Origin of the sequence: Polynucleobacter sp. AP-Titi-500A-B4 (genome assembly GCF_018688095.1) — a bacterium.
Classification (GTDB): domain Bacteria; phylum Pseudomonadota; class Gammaproteobacteria; order Burkholderiales; family Burkholderiaceae; genus Polynucleobacter.
Genome location: NZ_CP061311.1, coordinates 1,808,518 through 1,830,373, shown reverse-complemented (window position 1 = coordinate 1,830,373; position 21,856 = coordinate 1,808,518). Strand labels below are relative to the sequence as shown.

At 45.6% G+C, this 21,856-nt stretch carries 23 protein-coding genes and 1 tRNA gene; 13 read left to right on the top strand and 11 right to left on the bottom strand.

Annotated features, from left to right (window positions below; translation table 11 throughout):
- Positions 1-4: 4 nt before the first annotated feature.
- Genes FD968_RS09145 through FD968_RS09135 form a run of 3 tightly spaced genes read right to left on the bottom strand, consistent with a single transcriptional unit; the run spans position 5 to position 3,093 of the window.
- Complete coding sequence (locus tag FD968_RS09145; RefSeq protein ID WP_215365761.1) at positions 5-1,450, bottom strand: TRAP transporter large permease subunit; 1,446 nt, start codon at positions 1,448-1,450, stop codon at positions 5-7.
- Positions 1,447-1,989, bottom strand: coding sequence for a TRAP transporter small permease subunit (locus FD968_RS09140; RefSeq protein ID WP_215365759.1), 543 nt, complete (start codon positions 1,987-1,989; stop codon positions 1,447-1,449). Before FD968_RS09140 ends, FD968_RS09145 begins: the two co-directional genes overlap by 4 nt.
- An 18-nt stretch (positions 1,990-2,007) precedes the next feature.
- Entirely contained in the window at positions 2,008-3,093 is a 1,086-nt protein-coding gene (locus FD968_RS09135; protein WP_215365757.1) for a TRAP transporter substrate-binding protein, read from the bottom strand.
- Between the two features lie 335 nt (positions 3,094-3,428).
- Between FD968_RS09135 and FD968_RS09130 the strand changes: the two genes are divergently transcribed.
- Positions 3,429-5,099 carry an MFS transporter gene (locus FD968_RS09130; protein WP_215365754.1) on the top strand — a complete coding sequence of 557 codons (1,671 nt, stop codon included), beginning with the start codon at positions 3,429-3,431 and terminating at the stop codon, positions 5,097-5,099.
- A gap of 52 nt (positions 5,100-5,151) precedes the next feature.
- On the opposite strand, the gene FD968_RS09125 is transcribed toward FD968_RS09130, so the two are convergent.
- Both FD968_RS09125 and FD968_RS09120 read right to left on the bottom strand, forming a co-directional pair.
- Positions 5,152-5,763: an MOSC domain-containing protein gene (locus FD968_RS09125; protein ID WP_215365752.1), complete on the bottom strand. Its 612-nt coding sequence runs from the start codon at positions 5,761-5,763 to the stop codon at positions 5,152-5,154.
- 15 nt (positions 5,764-5,778) lie between these two features.
- On the bottom strand, positions 5,779-6,099 hold the full coding sequence (locus tag FD968_RS09120; RefSeq protein ID WP_215365751.1) for a DUF6150 family protein: 321 nt from the start codon (positions 6,097-6,099) through the stop codon (positions 5,779-5,781).
- Positions 6,100-6,167: 68 nt separating this feature from the next.
- Between FD968_RS09120 and FD968_RS09115 the strand changes: the two genes are divergently transcribed.
- From FD968_RS09115 to FD968_RS09080, 8 genes are all read left to right on the top strand, one after another.
- Positions 6,168-6,244, top strand: a tRNA-Met gene (locus FD968_RS09115).
- Positions 6,245-6,306: 62 nt separating this feature from the next.
- Positions 6,307-6,840, top strand: coding sequence for a DUF2878 domain-containing protein (locus FD968_RS09110; protein ID WP_215365750.1), 534 nt, complete (start codon positions 6,307-6,309; stop codon positions 6,838-6,840).
- Positions 6,841-6,959: 119 nt separating this feature from the next.
- Positions 6,960-8,051 (top strand): recombinase RecA, encoded by a 1,092-nt coding sequence (gene recA / locus FD968_RS09105; RefSeq protein ID WP_099092316.1) that lies wholly within the window; start codon positions 6,960-6,962, stop codon positions 8,049-8,051.
- A gap of 17 nt (positions 8,052-8,068) precedes the next feature.
- A complete protein-coding gene (gene recX, locus FD968_RS09100; RefSeq protein WP_215365749.1) occupies positions 8,069-8,587 on the top strand; it encodes a recombination regulator RecX in 519 nt (172 codons plus the stop codon).
- Between the two features lie 188 nt (positions 8,588-8,775).
- Positions 8,776-9,945, top strand: coding sequence for an ADP-forming succinate--CoA ligase subunit beta (sucC, locus tag FD968_RS09095; protein ID WP_215365748.1), 1,170 nt, complete (start codon positions 8,776-8,778; stop codon positions 9,943-9,945).
- Positions 9,946-9,960: 15 nt separating this feature from the next.
- Positions 9,961-10,854 (top strand): succinate--CoA ligase subunit alpha, encoded by an 894-nt coding sequence (gene sucD, locus FD968_RS09090; RefSeq protein WP_215365747.1) that lies wholly within the window; start codon positions 9,961-9,963, stop codon positions 10,852-10,854.
- Positions 10,855-10,953: 99 nt separating this feature from the next.
- The gene (locus tag FD968_RS09085; protein ID WP_215365746.1) at positions 10,954-11,658 is read left to right on the top strand and encodes a TerC family protein; all 705 of its coding nucleotides are present in this window, start codon (positions 10,954-10,956) and stop codon (positions 11,656-11,658) included.
- 121 nt (positions 11,659-11,779) lie between these two features.
- Complete coding sequence (locus FD968_RS09080; protein ID WP_215365745.1) at positions 11,780-12,301, top strand: pilin; 522 nt, start codon at positions 11,780-11,782, stop codon at positions 12,299-12,301.
- A 51-nt stretch (positions 12,302-12,352) separates the two neighbouring features.
- Here FD968_RS09080 and moaC read toward each other — a convergent pair whose 3' ends face one another.
- A complete protein-coding gene (moaC, locus tag FD968_RS09075; protein ID WP_215365743.1) occupies positions 12,353-12,826 on the bottom strand; it encodes a cyclic pyranopterin monophosphate synthase MoaC in 474 nt (157 codons plus the stop codon).
- A gap of 23 nt (positions 12,827-12,849) precedes the next feature.
- On the opposite strand from moaC, the gene FD968_RS09070 reads away from it, so the two are divergent.
- A complete protein-coding gene (locus FD968_RS09070; RefSeq protein ID WP_215365741.1) occupies positions 12,850-14,553 on the top strand; it encodes a M48 family metalloprotease in 1,704 nt (567 codons plus the stop codon).
- Positions 14,554-14,560: 7 nt separating this feature from the next.
- Here FD968_RS09070 and FD968_RS09065 read toward each other — a convergent pair whose 3' ends face one another.
- From FD968_RS09065 to FD968_RS09045, 5 genes are read right to left on the bottom strand one after another with little or no spacing between them, the layout of a single operon-like run.
- On the bottom strand, positions 14,561-15,181 hold the full coding sequence (locus tag FD968_RS09065) for a DUF2946 family protein (protein WP_215365738.1): 621 nt from the start codon (positions 15,179-15,181) through the stop codon (positions 14,561-14,563).
- Between the two features lie 5 nt (positions 15,182-15,186).
- On the bottom strand, positions 15,187-15,621 hold the full coding sequence (locus FD968_RS09060) for a nuclear transport factor 2 family protein (protein ID WP_215365737.1): 435 nt from the start codon (positions 15,619-15,621) through the stop codon (positions 15,187-15,189).
- Positions 15,622-15,644: 23 nt separating this feature from the next.
- Positions 15,645-16,679, bottom strand: a complete 1,035-nt coding sequence (waaF, locus tag FD968_RS09055) for a lipopolysaccharide heptosyltransferase II (protein ID WP_215365735.1) — start codon at positions 16,677-16,679, stop codon at positions 15,645-15,647.
- A gap of 47 nt (positions 16,680-16,726) precedes the next feature.
- The gene (locus FD968_RS09050; RefSeq protein WP_215365733.1) at positions 16,727-16,915 is read right to left on the bottom strand and encodes a zinc-finger domain-containing protein; all 189 of its coding nucleotides are present in this window, start codon (positions 16,913-16,915) and stop codon (positions 16,727-16,729) included.
- A 33-nt stretch (positions 16,916-16,948) separates the two neighbouring features.
- Positions 16,949-17,872 carry a branched-chain amino acid transaminase gene (locus tag FD968_RS09045; protein WP_215365731.1) on the bottom strand — a complete coding sequence of 308 codons (924 nt, stop codon included), beginning with the start codon at positions 17,870-17,872 and terminating at the stop codon, positions 16,949-16,951.
- Positions 17,873-18,083: 211 nt separating this feature from the next.
- On the opposite strand from FD968_RS09045, the gene FD968_RS09040 reads away from it, so the two are divergent.
- From FD968_RS09040 to fba, 3 genes are read left to right on the top strand one after another with little or no spacing between them, the layout of a single operon-like run.
- A complete protein-coding gene (locus FD968_RS09040; protein WP_215365729.1) occupies positions 18,084-19,295 on the top strand; it encodes a phosphoglycerate kinase in 1,212 nt (403 codons plus the stop codon).
- 2 nt (positions 19,296-19,297) lie between these two features.
- Entirely contained in the window at positions 19,298-20,734 is a 1,437-nt protein-coding gene (gene pyk, locus FD968_RS09035; protein WP_215365728.1) for a pyruvate kinase, read from the top strand.
- 52 nt (positions 20,735-20,786) lie between these two features.
- Entirely contained in the window at positions 20,787-21,851 is a 1,065-nt protein-coding gene (gene fba / locus FD968_RS09030) for a class II fructose-bisphosphate aldolase (RefSeq protein ID WP_215365726.1), read from the top strand.
- Positions 21,852-21,856: the final 5 nt, after the last annotated feature.

The window sequence follows — 21,856 nt, the reverse complement described above, 5'->3', positions numbered from 1 at the left end:
TTGCTTATTTATTCTCGCGCAATTGACGTTCGATCTCGGAGCTAGAGTCTACTGTGATTTCATTTTGTTCGACGCCAGCCAATGGATCAATTGATGGTCCGTTGGCATCTATCGCAACAGCGGGTTTATCAACAAAGTACGTTACGGTTTCTGGAATAAAGATGATGATCGCAACCAAAATCAGTTGTAAACCAACCCAAGGAAGTGCCCCATAGTAAATATCGGAGCTCTTCAAGGATTTTGGTGCCACCCCTCGTAAATAGAACAAGGCAAAGCCAAAGGGCGGATGCATGAATGAGGTTTGCATATTGGCACCAAGCAGAACGCCGAACCAGATCAAATCAATACCCAGCTTTTCTGCAACAGGAGCTAACAGCGGAATAATGATGAACGCAATCTCAAAGTAATCTAAGAAGAAGGCTAGGAAGAATACAAATAAGTTCACCACAATCAAGAAGCCTACTTGCCCGCCTGGTAAGCCGGATAAGAGATTTTCAATCCAGAGGTCGCCATCAACACCGCGGAACGCTAAGCCGAAAACGGTAGAACCAATCAGAATGAAGATCACCATGGCATTGATGCGCATAGTAGAAGTCATTGCTTCCCAGACTAAAGTTTTTTGTAGGCGCTTATTCATTGCAGCAAGAATTAAAGCTCCAACGGAACCCATGGCGCCACCTTCGGTAGGTGTAGCAAGACCCATCAAGATGGTTCCTAGCACTAAGAAGATCAGCGCAATAGAAGGAATGATTCCCCAGAGGATTTTCTTGAGTAATTTCCAGTCAATCGTAGGGCGTGCTTCTGGTGGAAGTGCTGGTACGTCTTGAGGCCTAAAGATTGATAAGAAAAAGATAAATAAGCAGAACAGCGCTACCTGAATAATCGATGGTCCAATGGCGCCTGCATACATATCGCCAACGGATTTACCTAATTGATCGGCCAACACGATTAAAACCAGTGATGGTGGAATCAATTGGGTGATCGTGCCCGATGCAGCAATCACGCCGGTGGCAACACGCGGGTTATAGCCATAGCGCAGCATTACCGGTAAAGAAATCAATCCCATTGCGATCACTGAGGCAGCTACGGTTCCCGTAATCGCACCCAGAATTGCACCAACAATAATGACGGCATAAGCTAAGCCACCACGGATTGGACCAAATAGCTGCCCCAAACCTTCGAGCATGTCTTCTGCTAATCCGCACTTCTCAAGAATCGCACCCATGAAGGTGAAGAAGGGAATCGAGAGCAATAAGTCATTCGAGAGAATGCCAAAAACTCGGTCTGGTAGTGCTTGTAAGAAAGTGGGCTGGAACATGCCCATTTCAATACCGATAAAAGAAAAGAATAAGCCAACAGCGCCAAGAGAGAATGCGGCTGGATATCCAATTAATAAAAATACAATGAGACCCCCAAACATGATGGGGGCCATTAAATCATGGCTAATCATTGGAGCGGTCTTTCGTACTTGGGATCGATTTGAATCATGCCAATAATGGCTGCGTAGCGTTTGATGATTTCGGAAATGCCTTGCAGTGTTAGCAAGAAAAATCCTAAGGTAATGACACCCCGTACTGGCCAACGAATGAGGCCGCCTGGATTGCTTGAAGTTTCATTTTGAATCACCGAGGTGATAAAAAATTCCCAAGAGTAATAGCCAATAATGATTGTCATTGGCAAGAAGAAAATAATGCCACCCCAAAAATCTAACCAAAGACGTGCTCTATTTGGATAGAGTGCATAAAGTACATCAACTCGTACATGTTCATTTAGGCGAAAGGTAGTGGCGGCACCAAACATCACCATACCTGCAAATAAATACCATTGCGCTTCTAGCCAGCCATTGGAGCTGACGTTGAAGCCGTACCGAATCAGCGCATTTGCAGTGCTGACCAGTACGGCAATCAAAACCATCCAACTTGCTAATACGCCAAAACGGTCATTTAAACGATCAACGAAACTTGCAAAAACTAAAAATTGTTTTGGCATATCAGATTCTCACTATGTTTACTTGACTGGGTTCGTCAACATGAAACTCATGAGAGTTTGTTCGGCAACTTTGTTCCACAACATTTGATCGTTGCGGAATTTTTTCCAAGGCTCGTAAATTTTCTTGAACGATGGGTTCTTCGCAGCCTCTTCTTCATACATTTCAAAAGCAGCAGTAGATGCTGCTTTCATAATATCTGTTGAATATGATTGAAGTTTGACGCCATTCTTGATCAAGCTTTGCAAAGCGATTGGGTTTTTGTAGTCGTACTCAGCCATCATGTCGATATTGCATTCTGCGCAAGCTGAGGCAAGGGCTTCTTGATATTGCTTAGGAAGCTTTTCCCATTCTTTGATGTTGACGTACATGGAGTACATCGAACAAGCTTCCCACCAACCTGGGTAGTAGTAATAAGGAGCAATTTTGTAGAAGCCCAATTTTTCATCATCGTAAGGGCCGACCCACTCAGCTGCATCAATCACGCCTTTTTCAAGTGCTGGGTAAATATCGCCACCAGCAATTTGTTGCGGGATAGCGCCTAAGCGAGACATCACTTCGCCGCCAAGGCCTGCGATACGCATTTTGAGGCCTTTGAGGTCAGCAACGGTTTTGACAGGTTTTTTAAACCAACCACCCATCTGGGTTCCAGTGTTACCTGCTGGGAAGGAAATAATGTTGTAGTCACGTAAGAATTCACGTTGGAGCTTTAAGCCACCACCCCAATACATCCAGGCATTTTGTTGGCGTTGGTTCATACCAAATGGCACAGTGGTGTCAAAAGCAAAAGTCTTATTCTTGCCCACAAAGTAGTAGCCGGCAGTGTGGGTACATTCCACAGTACCCTGCTGAACAGCGTCAACCGTACCAAAGGCTGGGACGATTTCGCCTGCACCAAAAATACGGATTTGGAATTTGCCATCCGTTAGAGCAGCAACACGTTTTGAGATGAACTCACCGCCACCATAAATCGTATCCAAGCTCTTTGGAAAGCTAGAGGCGCAACGCCATTTCACTTCTGGCATCGATTGTGCGATTGCTGGTGCTGCCAACACGCCTGCGGCAGCACCAATAGCGGTCTTGCCTAAAAAGTCACGTCTTTTCATTTGATTTGCTCCTTAAATAGTATTTAAATGGCGGCATTTTTAGCTATGCCTTTTTAATTCACTTCAGAGACTATTAAATCGAAATACAACTAGATAAATGGAAGGTTTTGCACTTGCTTTGTCGAATATGCACCTTGCTTGGGCAGCTTGCTATGAATTAGTGCAAATCCATGAAGACATCATGGATTAAGTGCGTTGCATCAAATCCACATTTCTCGGGAAAACCCCGAGTCAAAACGATGGGGAATTACCCTAAGTAATGGATTTCTTTGATTTTTTTCAAAGCATAATCGGCGGGTTGTTTTTTATTTAATAAAAATAGTTAGGAGCTACTGATGTCAACATCAACTAAAGCAGCCCCAATGACCGCTGAAGAGCGCAAAGTTATTTTTGCTTCCTCATTAGGTACGGTTTTTGAGTGGTACGACTTTTATCTTTACGGTTCTTTGGCTGCCGTTATTGCCAAGCAGTTCTTCTCAGGCTTAGATGCTGGCTCTGCCTTCATTTTCGCTTTGTTAGCGTTTGCTGCTGGTTTCATCGTGCGTCCATTTGGCGCCTTGGTGTTCGGTCGCTTAGGTGACTTGATCGGTCGTAAGTACACCTTCTTGGTCACCATCCTCTTAATGGGTGGCGCAACCTTCATCGTGGGTATTCTGCCTAACTACGCAACTATCGGCGTTGCTGCTCCTGTCATCTTGATCGCATTACGTATGCTTCAAGGTTTGGCTTTGGGTGGTGAGTACGGTGGTGCAGCTACTTATGTTGCAGAACATGCTCCTAATGGTAAGCGTGGCGCATACACAGCTTGGATTCAGACAACAGCTACTTTGGGCTTGTTCCTCTCCTTGCTCGTGATTTTGTTCACACGTGAATTCACTGGTCCAGACTTTGATGTTTGGGGCTGGCGCGTTCCTTTCATCGCTTCTATCGCATTGTTGGCGATCTCAGTTTGGATTCGTTTGTCCATGAATGAGTCACCAGCTTTCAAGAAGATGAAAGAAGAAGGCAAATTATCTAAAGCTCCATTGTCTGAGTCATTTGGTCAATGGAAGAACTTGAAGATTGTGATCTTGGCATTGTTTGGTCTGGTTGCAGGTCAAGCGGTGGTTTGGTACACAGGTCAGTTCTACGCTTTGTTCTACCTCACACAAGTGTTGAAAGTAGATGCTAAGACAGCTAACTTGTTGATTGCGGCTTCATTGGTCATCGGCACACCGTTCTTCGTAGTATTCGGTGCATGGTCAGACAAGATTGGCCGTAAGGTCATCATCATGTCTGGTTTGCTATTGGCGATTGTCACTTACATTCCAAACACACCAGTTTCTGTGTTCAATGCCTTGACTCACTTCGCTAACCCAGCGTTAGAAAAAGCGATGGTAACAGCACCGGCCACAATTACTGCTGATGTAAGCGAATGTACATTCCAGTTCAACCCAACTGGTACAGCGAAGTTCACAAGTTCTTGCGATATTGCAAAACAAGTGATGGCGTCTAACTCAGCTAGTTACACCACTATCCCTGCTGCGCCTGGCTCAGTTGCTGTTGTGAAGATTGGCGATACAGAAATCACTGGTTACACAGCTAAGGGTCTTGATCCTGCCGAAGCAAAAGCGAAAGATGCTGAATTTAAGAAGGCAATTCGTGAAGCTTTGAATGCTGCTGGCTACCCAGCCAAAGCTAATCCAGCTGACATTAACTATGTTGCTGTGTTGTGCTTGTTGGTGTACTTGGTGATCTTGGTAACCATGGTTTATGGCCCAATCGCTGCGATGTTGGTTGAGATGTTCCCAACCCGCATTCGTTACACCTCTATGTCTTTGCCATACCACATTGGTAACGGTTGGTTCGGCGGCTTGTTGCCAACGATCTCCTTCGCCTTGGTTGCGCAAAACGGTAATATTTACTACGGTCTCTGGTACCCAATCATCATCGCTGCGATGACATTGGTAATCGGTACACTGTTTGTTAAAGAAACCAAAGACGTAGATATCTACGCACGTGACTAAGCTTCTTTAGTCTGTATTAAATCAAAACCCGATCAGAAATGATCGGGTTTTTTTATTCCCATAAATCTTTTTGATTGCGGTTTTTCAGTAGGTTTTTATTTTGTTGTGCGATCGAGATATCTCTTTGGCCGGGAGCCAATGTGATTGAAGCGCCAGCTGAAAGCATTCCTGTCTTCAATACGCGCAGATACCAGCCACTAAAGCCAGATTGAAGCATGGCTTTACTTGCGCCTTTATAACCCATGGCAGCATTGAATTTGAAGCAAGGCTCTCGCAATTTCACAACGGAAAATTCCAGATCGCCAATGTGGAGCTTGTCGCCAATATACACCTCGGTTTCTAGTAGACCTTCAATGGTGAAGTTTTCACCAATTGCTCCGTGGAGAAGCGTAGTTGGCGTTTTGGTTTCACGAGTGAGCAACTCATTCCAAAAAGCATAGTGCTCTGCGGGATAAACATAGATGGCTTTTTCAAGACCGCCATGTACGCCCAAGTCGGCCTGCTCATCACCCTGTACTCCAAGATGATTAATCTCAACTGGAATTGGATTTTGTAAATTGCTGATGCTCTTCTTGCGGATTCCTGAGGCAACCGATTTGTAGTCAGGGTGGTGGTTGCTAAATAAAGGAGAAACTTTTCCCAAAGAAATAGAAAGGAGCTTCATGAGTTACGTACCTGTTTAGTAACGACAGCGAGCGTCGCTTTTGTATTTTGTGTAATAAACCACGAGATCAGCTTCAGATTTGTATTGGGTGTAGTAAATCGTGGCTCGTGCATCACTCTTATATTTTGTGTAAAACCACACGCCTGGCTCGTTATCACTTGAATATTGCGTTTCATAAACAATGCAGTTCGCCTCGGATTGGTACTTGGTGACAAATACCTTGGCATTGGCTTCTGAAGGATAGTTGGTGATGAAGATTTGGGCTGCGAATGCACTAAGGGGCATAAAACTGGCCAAAACAGCTAAAACAAGTCGTTTTTGGATTCGTATCCTCATGTGCCTATATTACGGTTTCTGGGCTTAGCCGTTACAGAATGGGGTGGATTTGCTACAATCACACGTTCGGCGAATTAGCTCAGCTGGTTAGAGCGACGGAATCATAATCCGCAGGTCCGGGGTTCAAATCCCTGATTCGCCACCAAAACTAAAGGCCATTGCCCATCGGCAGTGGCCTTTTTCTTAGGCTGGCTAGAATCCTCATATATGGCTAAATTTTGGAACTTTGTCTTTTTCCAGTTCGGTTGGTTTGCTTGTGTATTGGGCGCGGCTAATAAGCAGGTGCTTTGGGCAGTCTTAGGAACTTTGGCCTACATCGCCTTTCATGTTTGGCGTCTAGATGAGCCTAAAGAATCCTTTCATCTTTTAGTCAGAGCGCTAATTTATGGAATCTTGACGGACACCATCATTGTTCATTTGGGCTATTTAGATTTTCAGGATTCTTGGCCCTCAAGCTACCTATCTCCGATTTGGATGTGGACTCTTTGGCTGTTGGTAGCCACCACAATTAATGGCTCCTTATCTTGGTTACGTGGTAGACCCGTTCTAGGGGCTGTTTTAGGCGGTATCTGTGGTCCGCTATCCTACGAGGCAGGCATTCGTATGGGTGCTGGAAATTGGGGTGCTGGGGGTCAAACCATTGGTTTTGTCCTTGTTGGAGTGGTTTGGGCGGTGGCTATCCCCCTATTTTTCCATTGGGATCGCACCTCTCTCGAGCAGGGCCTAGTAAAAAATCCGTAAATTCCTCAAAAAAGTCGCTTGCAAAGAGTACTGTTTTTATATACAGTAACTCCTAAGTTGTTAGACAGTAAATAAAACTTCGGGAAAAAGCCCAATACAAAGCGAAAAAGGAACAAAAAATGGCCTTGGATGACAAAAGAAAATCAGCCTCCTCAGAATTTGAGGGTATGAGTGGAGACAAGCAAAAAGCGTTAACAGCGGCTTTAGCGCAAATTGAAAAGCAATTTGGCAAAGGCTCAATCATGAGATTGGGCGATGCTGAAATCAGCCAAGATATTCAAGTGGTATCGAGTGGTTCACTAGGCTTGGATATCGCTTTAGGAGTTGGTGGCCTGGCGCGTGGGCGCGTGATTGAGATCTACGGCCCAGAATCATCCGGCAAAACTACATTAACTTTGCACGCTATTGCAGAAATGCAAAAGCTCGGTGGTACTTGTGCGTTTATCGATGCTGAACACGCTTTAGATGTTCAGTACGCATCACGCTTAGGTGTGGATGTAAATAATTTATTGATTTCACAACCAGACACTGGCGAGCAGGCTTTAGAAATCGCTGATGCTTTAGTGCGTTCTGGTTCTATTGATTTAATCGTCATTGACTCTGTTGCAGCTTTGGTTCCTAAGGCTGAGATTGAGGGCGATATGGGCGATTCCTTGCCAGGTTTGCAGGCTCGTCTGATGAGTCAAGCTTTGCGTAAGTTAACTGGTGCTATCAAGCGTACCAACACCACGGTCATCTTCATTAACCAAATTCGCATGAAGATCGGTGTGATGTTTGGTTCACCAGAGACAACCACTGGCGGTAATGCACTCAAGTTCTATGCCTCTATGCGTTTAGACATTCGTCGTATTGGTAGCATCAAAAAAGGCGACGAGGTTGTTGGTAATGAAACCCGTGTGAAGGTTGTGAAGAACAAGGTATCTCCTCCGTTCCGCGAAGCAATTTTTGACATCATGTATGGCGCTGGTATTTCAAGAGAGGGTGAGATCATTGATATGGGTGTTGAAGCCGATATCGTTGAGAAGTCTGGTTCTTGGTATAGCTATAACGGCGATCGTATTGGTCAAGGTAAAGACAATGTGCGCGATTTCTTGAAAGAGAATCCAGCAATTGCAAAAGATATTGAAGCCAAGATTCGCGAGAAGTTGGGCGTTAAAGTCGGCTCTGCAGTTGTGACTGATGTCCTCAGCGAGGAAGAAGAAGTCGAATAAGCCCGTTGAATAATGCAATGTCAGAATTAGGCAGCAAAAAACCTAAACAAAGCCCGAGTCTCAAAGCTCGGGCTTTGCGTCTTTTATCGCTCCGGGAATATAGCCGTAAGACTTTGGCTGCCAAGTTGGCTGAGTCAGAGGCTAGATGGGCAAAGTTGGGTGCCGAGCAGATAGATCAAACTCCGCAAGCAAAGGCGCTCAGTATTGAAGCTGTTTTAGATGATTTTGAGGCACGGGGTTGGTTATCGGATGAGCGATTTTCTGAGGCTTTGGTACGTAGGCGGAGTGAGCGCTATGGGACACGAAAAATTGCCGATGAGCTAGAAAGGGCTGGAGTTGATTCCAAACAATCCGCCAAACTTCTAGGCGCTCTCAAAGAGACTGAATTTCAGCGGGCATACGACCTTTGGTCAAGAAAATATGGCCAGAAAGCTCAAGATCAAAAAGAGCGGGCAAGGCAGTATCGATTTCTGGCATCCAAGGGATTTAGCTCGGATGTGGTGTCTAGGATCATCGGTGGCCAAAGCCCTGATTAGGGCAATTACGGATCAAAAAACGGCATTTGCGGCGTTGCAACATGATAGACTTACGGGGTCGGTTAAGCCGTTCGCATTTATTCATTTTTGGCTAATTTAGCCATTTCCAGAGTAAGTATGGGATCAAGGCAACATCGGTTTTACTAATCCTCATCACTTGCTAAAAAAGATACCGTTTCGGAGTAATTATGAAAATTCACGAGTACCAGGGCAAAGAACTTTTGCGCCAATTTAATGTGCCTGTTCCAAACGGCATTCCTGCATTCAGTGTGGATGAGGCAATTAAAGCTGCTGAAAAGCTTGGTGGCCCAGTTTGGGTTGTGAAGGCTCAAATTCATGCTGGTGGTCGCGGCAAAGGTGGTGGCGTGAAATTAGCAAGAAGCATGGATGATGTGAAGAAATACGCTTCTGAAATCTTGGGTATGCAACTCAAGACACATCAAACAGGACCAGAGGGTCAAAAAGTCAATCGTCTATTAATTGAAGACGGCGCAGACATTAAAAAAGAGTATTACTTCAGCATCGTGACAGACCGTGGCACGCAAAAGAATGTGATCATGGCTTCTAGCGAAGGTGGTATGGATATTGAAGAGGTTGCTGAATCTCATCCAGAAAAAATTATTAAAGTATTTGTTGATCCATTAATAGGTTTGACAGATGCAGACTGCGATATCGTTGCAAAAGGTATTGGTGTTCCAGAAGCCTCTATTCCAATGGCTCGCGACGTATTCAAAAACTTGTACAAGACTTATTGGGATACCGATGCTTCTTTGGTTGAAATCAATCCATTGATTCTTGAAGGCAACGGCACGATCAAGGCTTTGGACGCAAAGTTTAACTTTGATCCGAACGCATTATTTCGCCATCCAGAAATCGTTGCTTACCGCGATATCGATGAGGAAGATGCTGCTGAGATTGAAGCTTCTAAATTTGATCTTGCTTATATCTCTTTAGATGGCAACATCGGTTGTTTGGTGAACGGTGCTGGCCTAGCAATGGCAACCATGGATACGATTAAGTTGTTCGGTGGCGAGCCTGCAAACTTCTTGGACGTTGGAGGTGGCGCTACAGCAGAGAAGGTTACTGAAGCATTCAAGATCATGCTCAAGAACAAGAGTGTTGAAGCCATTTTGGTCAACATCTTCGGCGGCATTATGCGTTGTGACGTGATCGCCGATGGCGTGGTGACAGCATGTAAAGCGGTAAACCTCACAGTACCTTTGGTTGTGCGCATGAAGGGCACGAACGAAGATTTGGGTAAGAAGATTCTTGCTGACTCTGGTTTGCCAATCATTAGCGCCGATTCAATGGCTGAAGCTGCTACTAAGGTAGTTGCTGCTGTTGCCAAAAACAAATAATCCAGGAATTTCAATATGTCTATTTTGATCAATAAAAACACCAAAGTCATTACGCAGGGTATTACTGGTAAGACCGGTCAGTTCCATACTGAAAAATGTCAGGAATACGCAAACGGTAAAAACTGTTTCGTTGCTGGCGTGAATCCTAAAAAAGCTGGCGAATCTATTTTTAATATTCCCATCTATGCTACGGTTAAAGAAGCTGCACAGCAAACTGGTGCAACTACTTCAGTGATTTATGTTCCACCTCCAGGCGCAGCGGCTGCAATTTGGGAAGCGGTTGAAGCCGATCTCGATTTTGTGATCTGTATTACTGAAGGTATTCCTGTGCGCGATATGCTGGAAGTGCGCAATAAGATGAAGGCAAAAGAAGAAAAGGGCGGCAAGAAGACTTTATTGCTCGGACCGAACTGCCCAGGAATTATTACTCCAGACGAAATTAAGATTGGCATCATGCCTGGCCATATTCACAAGAAAGGCCGTATTGGTGTTGTGAGTCGTTCGGGTACATTGACATACGAAGCAGTTGGTCAATTGACTGCAATTGGCTTAGGTCAATCTACTGCGGTTGGTATTGGTGGCGACCCAATCAATGGTTTAAAGCACATCGATGTCATGCGCATGTTCAACGAAGATCCAGAAACGGATGCTGTGATTATGATCGGTGAGATCGGTGGTCCAGATGAGGCAGAAGCGGCTCGTTGGTGCAAAGACAATATGAAGAAGCCGGTAGTTGGCTTTATTGCTGGCGTTACTGCGCCTCCAGGCAAACGTATGGGTCACGCTGGCGCCTTGATCTCTGGTGGTGCTGATACTGCTGATGCCAAGCTTGCTGTCATGGAGGAGTGTGGCTTCAAGGTCACAAAGAATCCATCTGAAATGGCTGCATTGTTGAAAGCTATGCTGTAATGAGTAACAAGAAAAGGATGCTGATGTCGGCATCCTTTTCTTAGTGGTATCGAGCAGTTAAAAAAGTAGTTAAAACATAAAAAAACGTAGGGAGACAATATGGATTTTTCAGCATTCTCTGATGCTACCTTTTGGGCAGCACTTCTATCAATCATCGTTGCAAATATTTTGTTATCGGGTGATAACGCAGTCGTGATTGCTTTGGCATCACGCAATCTGCCACCAGCGCAGCAAAAGAAAGCCATTTTTTGGGGCAGTGCAGCCGCAATTATTTTGCGTGTAGTTTTAACAATTACTGCAGTAGCTCTGCTTACACTACCCTACCTCAAAATTGTAGGCGGTTTATTGTTGCTTTATATCGGCATTCAATTGTTATCTGATAGCGGTGGTGAAGAGCATATGGAAGCCAAGACAAGTATTTGGGCTGCTATTCGCACTATTTTGATTGCTGATTTGGTGATGAGTCTCGATAACGTGCTGGCAGTTGCTGCCGCTGCGCAAAAGGGCCCTGAAGAAACCCGTTTACTGCTTTTAATTATTGGCCTCGGAATGTCTATTCCTCTCATTATTTTCGGTAGCGCAATGCTTTTGAAAGTTATGGAGCGCTTCCCAGTCATCATTACTTTGGGTGCGGGTCTATTGGGACTGCTTGCTGGTGGTATGTTGGTTGATGATCCTGCTATCAAGGACAGTATTCAGGCGGCATTGGGTGATGCTAAGTTAGCCTTTGAGGTGATTGGCGTTGCCATTGTGATATTGGTTGGAACATATCTCAAAAAGAAAAATGCGCACAAAGAAGCATAAATTTCTTGCTCTGTAATCAGAAAAGCCGGCCTGTAAAGCCGGCTTTTCCTTTTGTAGATTGCCTTGGTAAAAAGGGGTATAGACTGGATGATGAGGTATTTCACCTCAGGAGCTAGTAGATATGCAAAGTAAAAATCAGCACGAGCAAAAACAACAAGAGGGTCACCAAGAGTCAGGCTTTACGCTGATTGAAGTGATGGTGGTCGTTGCAATTATCGGTATCTTGGTTGCGGTAGCTGTGCCGCAGTATCAGGATTACATTGCTCGCAGTCGTGTAGTAGAGGGTATGAATTTATCTTCAAGCGCTAAGCTCGCAGTTACCGAAGCTTTTGCTAGTCGCGGCACGGTCCCTATGGATGAGGCAACAAATGGGGCATTTACTTTTACGCCGACACGTAGCGTTAAGTTAATTGAAATTACACCCTCGGGCGCAATTGCTATTGACTATCAGGTAAGTGTCGCGCCTGAAGGCAAAAATACCTTACACCTAGTCCCAACCAATGAGCCGGATGCTAATTCGCCGAAGCCGATTGATTTATCAAAACCCGAGGGGGCTACTTGGGCTGGCGGCTGGTCATGCAGATCAACTGAGACTAATCTGATTTCTCAGTTACTGCCTTCGGAGTGCAGAATAAGTAAGTAACCAAAAGTAGTACTCTTTTAATAAATAAGCCACCTTAGGGTGGCTTATTTATTAGGCTTTCCACTCTCCACTCTTGCCACCACTCTTCTCTAACAACTTCACATCACCCATGACCATACCTCTATCAACAGCTTTCGCCATATCGTAGATTGTGAGCAGGGCAATTTGAACGGCTGTGAGGGCTTCCATTTCGACGCCGGTTGGTCCGGTAGTTTCCGCTCTCACTTGGCAGGTGATACTGCTCGTTTTTGGGTCAAGTGCAAACTCAAGACTCACATGTGTGAGTGCTAGGGGGTGGCACAGGGGAATTAAATCCGAGGTCTTTTTGGACGCCTGAATACCTGCAATCCGAGCTATTCCCAGTACATCACCTTTTTTATGGGTTCCGCTTTCGACCATTTTGAAGGTTTCAGGCAGCATCGTAATCTTGCCTGTCGCTATAGCAATACGGTGGGTACTAGGCTTATCACCAACATTTACCATGTGGGCTTGGCCGCTGGAATCAAAATGAGTTAGTTTGTTCATGGGATAAGTTTTACCATATAGGGATGCAAGACATAAAGTTGATTAAAAAAATCTCGCTTTGGCAACGTCTTTTAGCGACTCAGCTTGTTCTGGCGCTCACTTGTTCTGGCGCCGCTCCTGCTTATGCCGCTCCAGCTTCTGGAGATGTTTCGGTAGAGGGTAATTCTGCTGCTATTCAAAACATCGGTCGTGCCATGCAGTCTCCCGATGCACGTCCTGCTAATGCTCCAACTCGCAATACTTTGCAAAGTCAGCCAACGATTATCTTGCCTGACATGGGTGACCCAGGTGGTGATGCATTAAGTCGGATCGATGAGCGAAGATATGGCGAGATGATCATGCGCCAAATTAGACCCGATTCAGACTATTCAAATGACTTACCCCTTTATGACTACCTGAATCAAATGGAGCGACGACTATTACAGGCTGCTAAAAAGTTACAACTGGGTGGTGCAAATGAGCAAGGTAGTGGCGCATATAACTTTGAAGTATTTGCAGTGAAAGACAGCAGTATTAATGCATTTGCATTACCCGGAGGATTTATCGGATTTCATACGGGCTTAATAGTGAGCGCGGAATCTGATTCTGAAGTTGCTTCAGTTATGGGTCACGAAACAGGACACGTCTTACAGCGTCATCTGGCGCGACAAATGGACAAGCAGACTACCAATACTATGATTGCCCTTGCTGGCATGGTGTTAGGTGCATTGGCAATGTCACGCAATCCTCAGGCTGCTGCTGGTTTAATGCAAGGCGGTCAAGCTGCAGCCATTAATAATCAACTCTCATACTCAAGAGATGCTGAGCGCGAAGCGGACCGTATTGGTTTTCAGATACTGGATGCCAGTGGATACGATGTAAATGGCGCCCCAGGTTTTTTCCAGCGCTTGCAAAAGGCTACTGGCATTATGGATAAGGGCGTACCAGCATATGTTCGGACTCACCCCTTAACAACAGACCGTATTGCAGATATGCAGGACCGTGCACGTACTGTCCCTTCTCGTAACGTACCCACTGCGGTTGAGTTTTACTTTATTAAGGCTCGCGCTCGGATGGAGCAAGCTGGCAGCTCAAGTGGTCTCTACGATTTAAGAAATACTTTTGATAGTCTGAGTAAGCAGCCACAAATTGGTAAGCAGATGGAAGGGTTTTATGGATTAGCACTAATTGCTCAGCGTCAGGGTAAGTTGGATCAAGCGGAATCGGATTTGCAGCAGGCCCGTAATTTAGCGCAGAAGGCTAGTGCACCGGGCTCACCAATTCAGCGTCAAAGCTTATCGCTTGAGATTACTGCTTCAGAGCTGGCTTTGGCAAAGGGTAAAAAAGAAGACGCTTTGCAAATTGCACAGGCTGCATTACGAGCCTACCCTCAGTCTTATGCTGCAGGTGCCGCCATGATTAACGCCCAACTCAAGATGGGTCGCACAAATGAAGCCATCGCTTGGCTAAAAGCGCGCACTAGATCGCAGCCAACTGAAATCGTTTGGTGGAGCATGCTCTCAAATGCTTATGATCAGGCAAATAATGTACCCATGCGTCACTATGCCCTAGGTGAAAAATATGCTCTGGAAGGGGCTTGGCCATCGGCAATTGAGCAGCTCAAGATTGCTCGCAACGCCGGCAGCTCTGATTTTTATCAAAGCTCAAGCATTGATGCCCGTCTTCGAGAAATGCAAAGGCAATATCAAGATGAGCTCAAAGAGCAGGGCAAACAGATCCCAGGATAATGCCCGGTCAGTGTTGTGGCTGAGGCTGTTGGATGAACTTGAACTGCTTACTTAACTCTTCTGAATGAATTGGATCTAGAGGCAATTGTTTGTCATGCCAATTCCAGGAACCACCAAAGCTGCAGGCTTCCTCACGTAATTTAGCCATTTCTGAAAATTGATCTAAATCATGATCATGTAGAAGAGCAATGCTCGCATACTCTTTAGTCTCAAACTGCTGAGTCTTTAGATCTTGGTAAATTGTTTGATGAATCGACCCAACAATATAAATATTGCCATCCTCATCGCTTAGCGCAGCACTAGGCTTCATTTGAGTCTGGCATTGGGTAATGAGTCTTGGGCCGTGTTCTCCTGGAATGATGCGGACTAACCAAGGGGTTGCTGCTAGCGTAATGAAAACCCGTTGCGGACCATTCTGGAAAAAGAATCTTCCTAATTGATCGCTCGCGTAATTGCGGGAGATGAATTCATTTAAAGCAGTATGTTGAATAACCTGACCAGACAATTGATTTTGTTGTGCATATTCGTCAACCATCCGCCATTGACCACGGCGATCTAGGGTTAACCAGCCAAAACAATCTGGCACGTTGGGCCATTTAATGAGTGAGCGTAGTACCTGCTCATCCATATTATTTAATGCAAACCGTGCGGAGTAGAGGGCGCATCAAACGTGTCATCAGTTGAACGACTAGCATGCAGGTGAGCAATGCGCCAACCTTGACTATCTTGTAATAGTACGAGGGTAATATTGAGAAAAAATTCAGCCTCGATTTGATCGGCGCGTAAGTGCACAGCTTCAGTTGTGTCATATACAGCAGCACCCAGAATAGTGTGACTAATACAAGCAATTGGCTCTAAAAATAATGCTTGTTTGGATAAAAGGCGCTCTAGACCTTCACGAATTTCAGCATGACCACTTAAGCGATGCCCTTCAGGAAGGACACAAGTGATGGAGTCATCGTCTAGCCAAATATCTAAGGCGCCTTTGACATCGCGATGCTTTAAAGCATCGCGCCAGGCATCCACCACATCGTCTGCATTGTGAAAGAGTCTGGCTAGTTTGGTCATGGCTCAAGCTTCCTTGGGGAAATTTATTGCAAGGTATTCAGTGTAGTCAAAACTTGCTGCGGTAGGATGTCATTTAGACACTGCAAGTGACCTAAGGGGCAAATCTTTTTATGACATGGACTACAAGGAAGATTGAGCCAAATTACTTTAGCCTTGTTTGATAAGGGCGGAGTATGGGCGGGATCGCTAGATCCAAAAATAGCTACTTGAGGGGTTTTGAGTGCCGCCGCAATATGCATCAATCCAGAGTCATTGCTAACCACAGCCTTAGCCATACCAATCAGAGCAATTGCCTCATCCAAAGAAGTGCTTCCGCACCAATTGTGGAGATTGGTAGGGGTATTAGCTTGAGCTTGGATTTCTTGCGCAAGTGCATGATCGCCTTTGCCGCCCAAAAGAATGACTTGCGCGCTTGCCTGCTCTACAACAAGATTTTGTGCCAGTTTTGCAAAGTGAGCAGTAGGCCAGCGCTTGGTAGGTCCGTATTCAGCTCCTGGGCAAAATACAAAAAGCGAATTGGCGTTGATATTGGCGCTTGCTAAGCGCTGCTCTACAGATTGTTTTGCTTGAGTTGAGACATTCAGTGTAGGCGTTAATGTATCTAATGAGTTTTCATCACCATCTTGCAAGAGTTGGCTAAGGGCTAGATAGTGTTCCACCATGGGTGGTCGATTTACTTTGCTTGGATTCTCGAGCGATACATTAATGAGGCCATAACGAAGTTCACCACGATACCCAACTCGAAATGGAATATTAGCCAACCAGGGAATGAGTGCAGATTTAAAACTATTTGGCAAAATAAAACAGGCCTGATAGTTTTTAGTTTGAAGATCTTTGGATAGCTGTTTACGTAATGCCCATTGCAATTGCTTGTGTTCAAACTTTGCCTCAATGACATCGCTTACTTCATTGCAAGCGCGATAAACAGGGGCAACCCAAGTACTAGCAAGTACATCTATGTTTGAATTTGGATATTGAGCTTTAAGCTCTGCCAACAAAGGCTGCGACATGACGGCATCCCCAATCCAGTTTGGGGCGATGATCAGAATACCGTGCATGTGATGTATCCCGACTCAGCGCCACTTCTTAGGGGCGCTGATGAGGCTTAGTGTCCGTGTGGCTCGGTGCCAGGAATGAGCTTGTACTCTGCGCCGCAGTATGGGCACTTTGCATCCCCGGTTTTGGTGATGTCTAAAAAAACCCGTGGGTGCGAGTTCCAGGCAGGGGTTTTATTGGTGGGGCAATGCAATGGTAGATCTTTGCCGTCCACCATTGTCACTTGAGCTTGAGTCATATTCCGCTTCCTAGATGCTAAATTTATTTGAACTTATTTAACGTAAGTAAGCCACGCTTTGTACTTGTCGCTTCTGCCATAAACCGCATCGAAATAGGTCTTTTGAATTTTTTCGGTAATTGGACCGCGCTTACCATCACCAATCGTACGATCATCGAGTTCACGAATTGGAGTAACTTCAGCAGCAGTGCCAGTAAAGAAGGCTTCATCAGCAGAATAAACTTCATCCCGTGTGAGACGCTTTTCTTTAACTTCATACCCAAGATCTTTTGCAATTTGAATTACGGAATCGCGGGTGATGCCGTCTAAGCATGAGGCCAGGTCAGGCGTGTATACAACGCCATTGCGAACCATGAAGAGGTTTTCACCAGAACCCTCGGAAACATAACCTTCGGTATCGAGCAACAAAGCTTCGTCATATCCATTGGCGGTTACTTCTTGGTTGGCCAAAATGGAGTTGATGTAGTAACCGGATGCTTTGGCACGAACGAGTGACGAGTTCACAAAGTGGCGGGTAAAGGAGGAAGTTTTAACGCGAATACCCTTATTAAGGCCATCTTCGCCTAAATAAGCACCCCATTCCCAGGCAGCAATCGCGGTGTGGATGCTGTTGCCCTTAGGGGAGATACCGAGTTTTTGGGAGCCAATAAAAATGATAGGACGGATGTAACAGGCTTCCAGCTTATTGCTGTTGACTACGTCAATAATGCCCTTGGTGATCTCTTCTGGGCTGTAAGGCATGCTCATTTGGAAGATCTTGGTTCCGTTAAAGAGGCGCTTGACGTGCTCAGGAAGGCGGAAAATGGCGGTACCTTGAGGGGTTTTGTAGGCGCGAATGCCTTCAAATACCCCCATGCCGTAGTGCAGGCTATGGGTTAGCACGTGAACATTGGCCTCACGCCAAGGAATGAGCTTCCCATCGGACCAAATAAAGCCATCGCGGTCGGACATCGACATTTTCTTTACCTTTTGTGTCTATAAGCTATATGAAATAGCGGATTAATCGGGGCGCCAAGCCACTAGCCTCCTAGGCCCCTTGACTCGGATTGCGTCCAAGCCTCTATTGTAGAGCAGGCAGGCCGTTCAGATACTCGGATCCTTCGGGGTAGCAGGGCTAGACGATTTAGAATGGAGCAATCCCCATAAACCATTCTATTTAGCCATCCCCATGCCGGAATCCTTATTTAAAGTTAAGCGTTTAAGCGAATTAGCTCAATCGGGCCAATTGAAGGGAAAGAGGGTCTTGATTCGTGCAGACCTGAATGTTCCCCAAGACGAAGCTGGAAATATTACTGAAGACACTCGCATTCGGGCTTCAATGCCTGCGGTGCAAATGTGTTTGGATGCTGGTGCAGCAGTGATGGTGACCTCACATCTGGGTCGACCAACTGAAGGTGAATTTAAGCCAGAAGATAGTTTGGCTCCGGTAGCAGATCGCATTGCGACATTACTTAATCGCAAGGTACCTCTTATTAGTAACTGGGTGAATGGTGACTTTGAAGTGAATCCAGGCGAGATCGTCCTTCTAGAAAATTGCCGTTTAAATGTTGGCGAGAAAAAGAATAATGATGAGCTAGCAAAAAAGATTGCTGCTCTATGTGATGTATATGTAAATGATGCATTTGGCACTGCTCATCGTGCTGAAGCAACCACGCATGGTGTTGCAAAATTTGCACCCATCGCTTGTGCTGGCCCATTAATGGCCGCTGAGTTAGATGCCTTAAGTCGTGCATTAGCAAGTCCGAAGCGCCCACTGGTAGCGATAGTTGCTGGCTCTAAGGTTTCCTCTAAACTCACGATCCTCAAGGCGCTCTCCGAGAAAGTCGATGAGCTGATTGTTGGCGGCGGTATTGCTAATACTTTTATGTTAGCTAAAGGCTTGTCAATTGGTAAGTCTCTTGCTGAGCCAGACCTAGTGAATGAAGCCCGAGAAATCATGGAGCTGATGGAAAAACGGGGCGCACATGTGCCCATTCCTGAAGACGTTGTTGTGGCGAATGAACTCTCGCCACTAGCGCGTGCAAACCGTGTACCTGCTGATCAAGTTGCTGAAGATGACATGATCTTGGATATTGGTCCAAAGACAGCGGCGCGTTTATCGATCATGCTTGCGCATGCCGGTACGATTGTTTGGAACGGCCCTCTAGGCGTGTTTGAAATTGATCAGTTTGGCGGTGGCACGAAGATGCTAGCTGCAGCAATTGCACATTCACCTGCGTTCTCAATTGCAGGTGGTGGCGATACCTTGGCAGCAATTGCCAAGTACGGTATTGAAAATCAAGTGGATTACATCTCAACTGGCGGTGGCGCTTTCCTGGAATTCCTCGAAGGTAAAACCTTGCCAGCCTTTGCAGTACTATCCGATCGAGCGAAGGATTAAACATGCTTAGAGCAACCAAAATTATTGCAACATTAGGGCCAGCATCTGAAAAGCCTGAAGTCTTACGGGACATGATTCGTGCTGGTGTCGATGTAGTGCGTATGAACTTTTCACACGGTACAGTGGCAGACCACAAGGCACGTCACGATTTAGTGCGAAGCATTTCTGCTGAGGTTGGTAAAGAAGTTGGCATCATGGCTGACTTACAGGGGCCAAAAATTCGCGTTGGGAAATTTGTAGATAGCAAGATTCTTCTTAAAGAGGGCGACAAATTTATTCTTGATGTAGCATGCGAGCTTGGTAACCAAGAACGTGTTGGTCTTGATTACAAAGAATTACCCAACGACGTGAAATCAGGTGATCGCCTTTTATTAAACGACGGCTTAGTGGTGCTTCGTGTCGAAAGCGTTAAGGGTGGAGAAATTTTCACGCTAGTTGATCAAGGCGGCCCCTTATCCAATAACAAAGGCATCAATCGAGCAGGCGGTGGTTTGACTGCGCCTGCTCTCACCGAAAAAGATATTGCTGACTTAGATGCTGCCATTGCGATGGGAGTCGATTTTTTAGCCATTAGCTTTCCTAAAGATGGCGCTGATATGGCTTATGCACGTAAGTTGGCTGATGCCGCTAGCGCTAAGTATGGCGTTGGTAAGGTACGAACGATTGCTAAGGTAGAGCGTGCAGAAGCGATTGAGCCTGAAGCATTGAAAAGTATTATTGCTGAGAGCGATGGCATTATGGTTGCTCGTGGTGACCTGGCGATTGAGGTAGGTAATGCAGCAGTGCCGGCATTACAAAAACGTATGATTGCTTGGGCTCTTGAAGCGGATAAATTTACGATTACCGCTACGCAAATGATGGAGTCCATGATTAATGCTCCAGTTCCAACGCGTGCTGAAGTAAGTGACGTTGCTAATGCGGTACTAGACGGTACCGATGCTGTCATGCTATCCGCTGAATCTGCTGCCGGCATGTACCCAGTGCAAACCATTAAAGCGATGGCAGAGATTTGTGTTGAGGCAGAGAAATCAGACCGCGTGAAATTGGATACCGACTTCTTGGATCAAACATTTGCTCGGATTGATCAAACCATTGCTTTGGGCGCTTTATTTACCGCCCACCATCTCAATGCGAATGCGATTGCTGCCTTAACTGACTCTGGCTCAACGGCGATTTGGATGAGCCGTCACAATATTCATGTGCCTATTTTTGCTCTCACTTCAAAGATTGCCACTCAACGTGCTTTAAGTACTTATCGCAATGTCACACCAATCGGTTTGGATTACACCAAGGATAGAGATACAGCTTTGCAAGAGGTTGAGGCGTGCTTGAAAAAGCTGGGCGCAGTCAAAAAAGGCGACACTGTGGTTCTGACTTCTGGTGAGCCGATGGGCGAACCCGGCGGTACCAATACTCTCAAGATTATTCATGTGAAGTAATTCACGGCCGATCAAAATTTATTATTTACTCATTACACATTAAGAGAACATCATGGCTTTAGTATCTTTACGACAACTCTTGGATCATGCAGCCGAGAACGGCTATGGTTTACCAGCCTTTAACGTGAACAACTTAGAACAAGTGACTGCAATCATGGAAGCGGCAAATGAGGCTGACTCCCCAGTGATCATGCAAGCGTCTGCTGGTGCACGCAAATATGCTGGTGAAGCCTTCTTACGCCATCTCATTTCTGCTGCAGTTGAGGCTTATCCCCATATTCCAGTGGTGATGCACCAAGATCATGGTCAAAGCCCAGCAGTTTGTATGGCTGCTATTAAGAGCGGTTTTACTAGCGTGATGATGGATGGCTCCTTAGAGGCTGACGGAAAATCTGTTGCAAGTTATGAATACAACGTAGATGTTTCTAGAGAGGTGGTGAAGTTTTCTCACTCTATCGGCGTTACCGTTGAGGCCGAACTCGGTGTATTGGGGTCTCTTGAGACGATGAAGGGCGATAAAGAAGATGGTCATGGCGCGGATGGCTTGATGACTCGTGAGCAGTTGCTCACGGATGTGGAGCAAGCCGCGGACTTTGTAAAGGCTACTCAGTGTGATGCTTTAGCAATTGCGATTGGTACTAGCCATGGCGCATATAAATTCACAAAAAAGCCAACTGGCGATATTTTGGCGATAGATCGTATTAAAGAAATTCATGCACGTATTCCGAATACACACTTAGTCATGCATGGCTCCTCTAGCGTTCCGCAAGAGTTGCTTGCTGAGATTCGTGAATTTGGTGGCGATATGAAAGAAACCTACGGCGTGCCTGTTGAAGAGATTCAGGAAGGTATTAAGAATGGTGTTCGCAAGATCAACATTGATACCGATATTCGTTTGGCAATGACGGGCGCTATCCGTCGTTATCTTTTCGAGAACCCAAGCAAATTCGATCCTCGCGACTATTTAAAGCCAGCTCGTGAAGCAGCTAAGAAGGTGTGTATTGCCCGTTTCCAAGCTTTTGGTTCTGCTGGTCAAGCATCCAAAATTAAACCTATTCCATTAGAAAAAATGGCTGAGTTGTATAAGAGCGGTAAGTTAGCTCAGATTGTGAAGTGATTTAA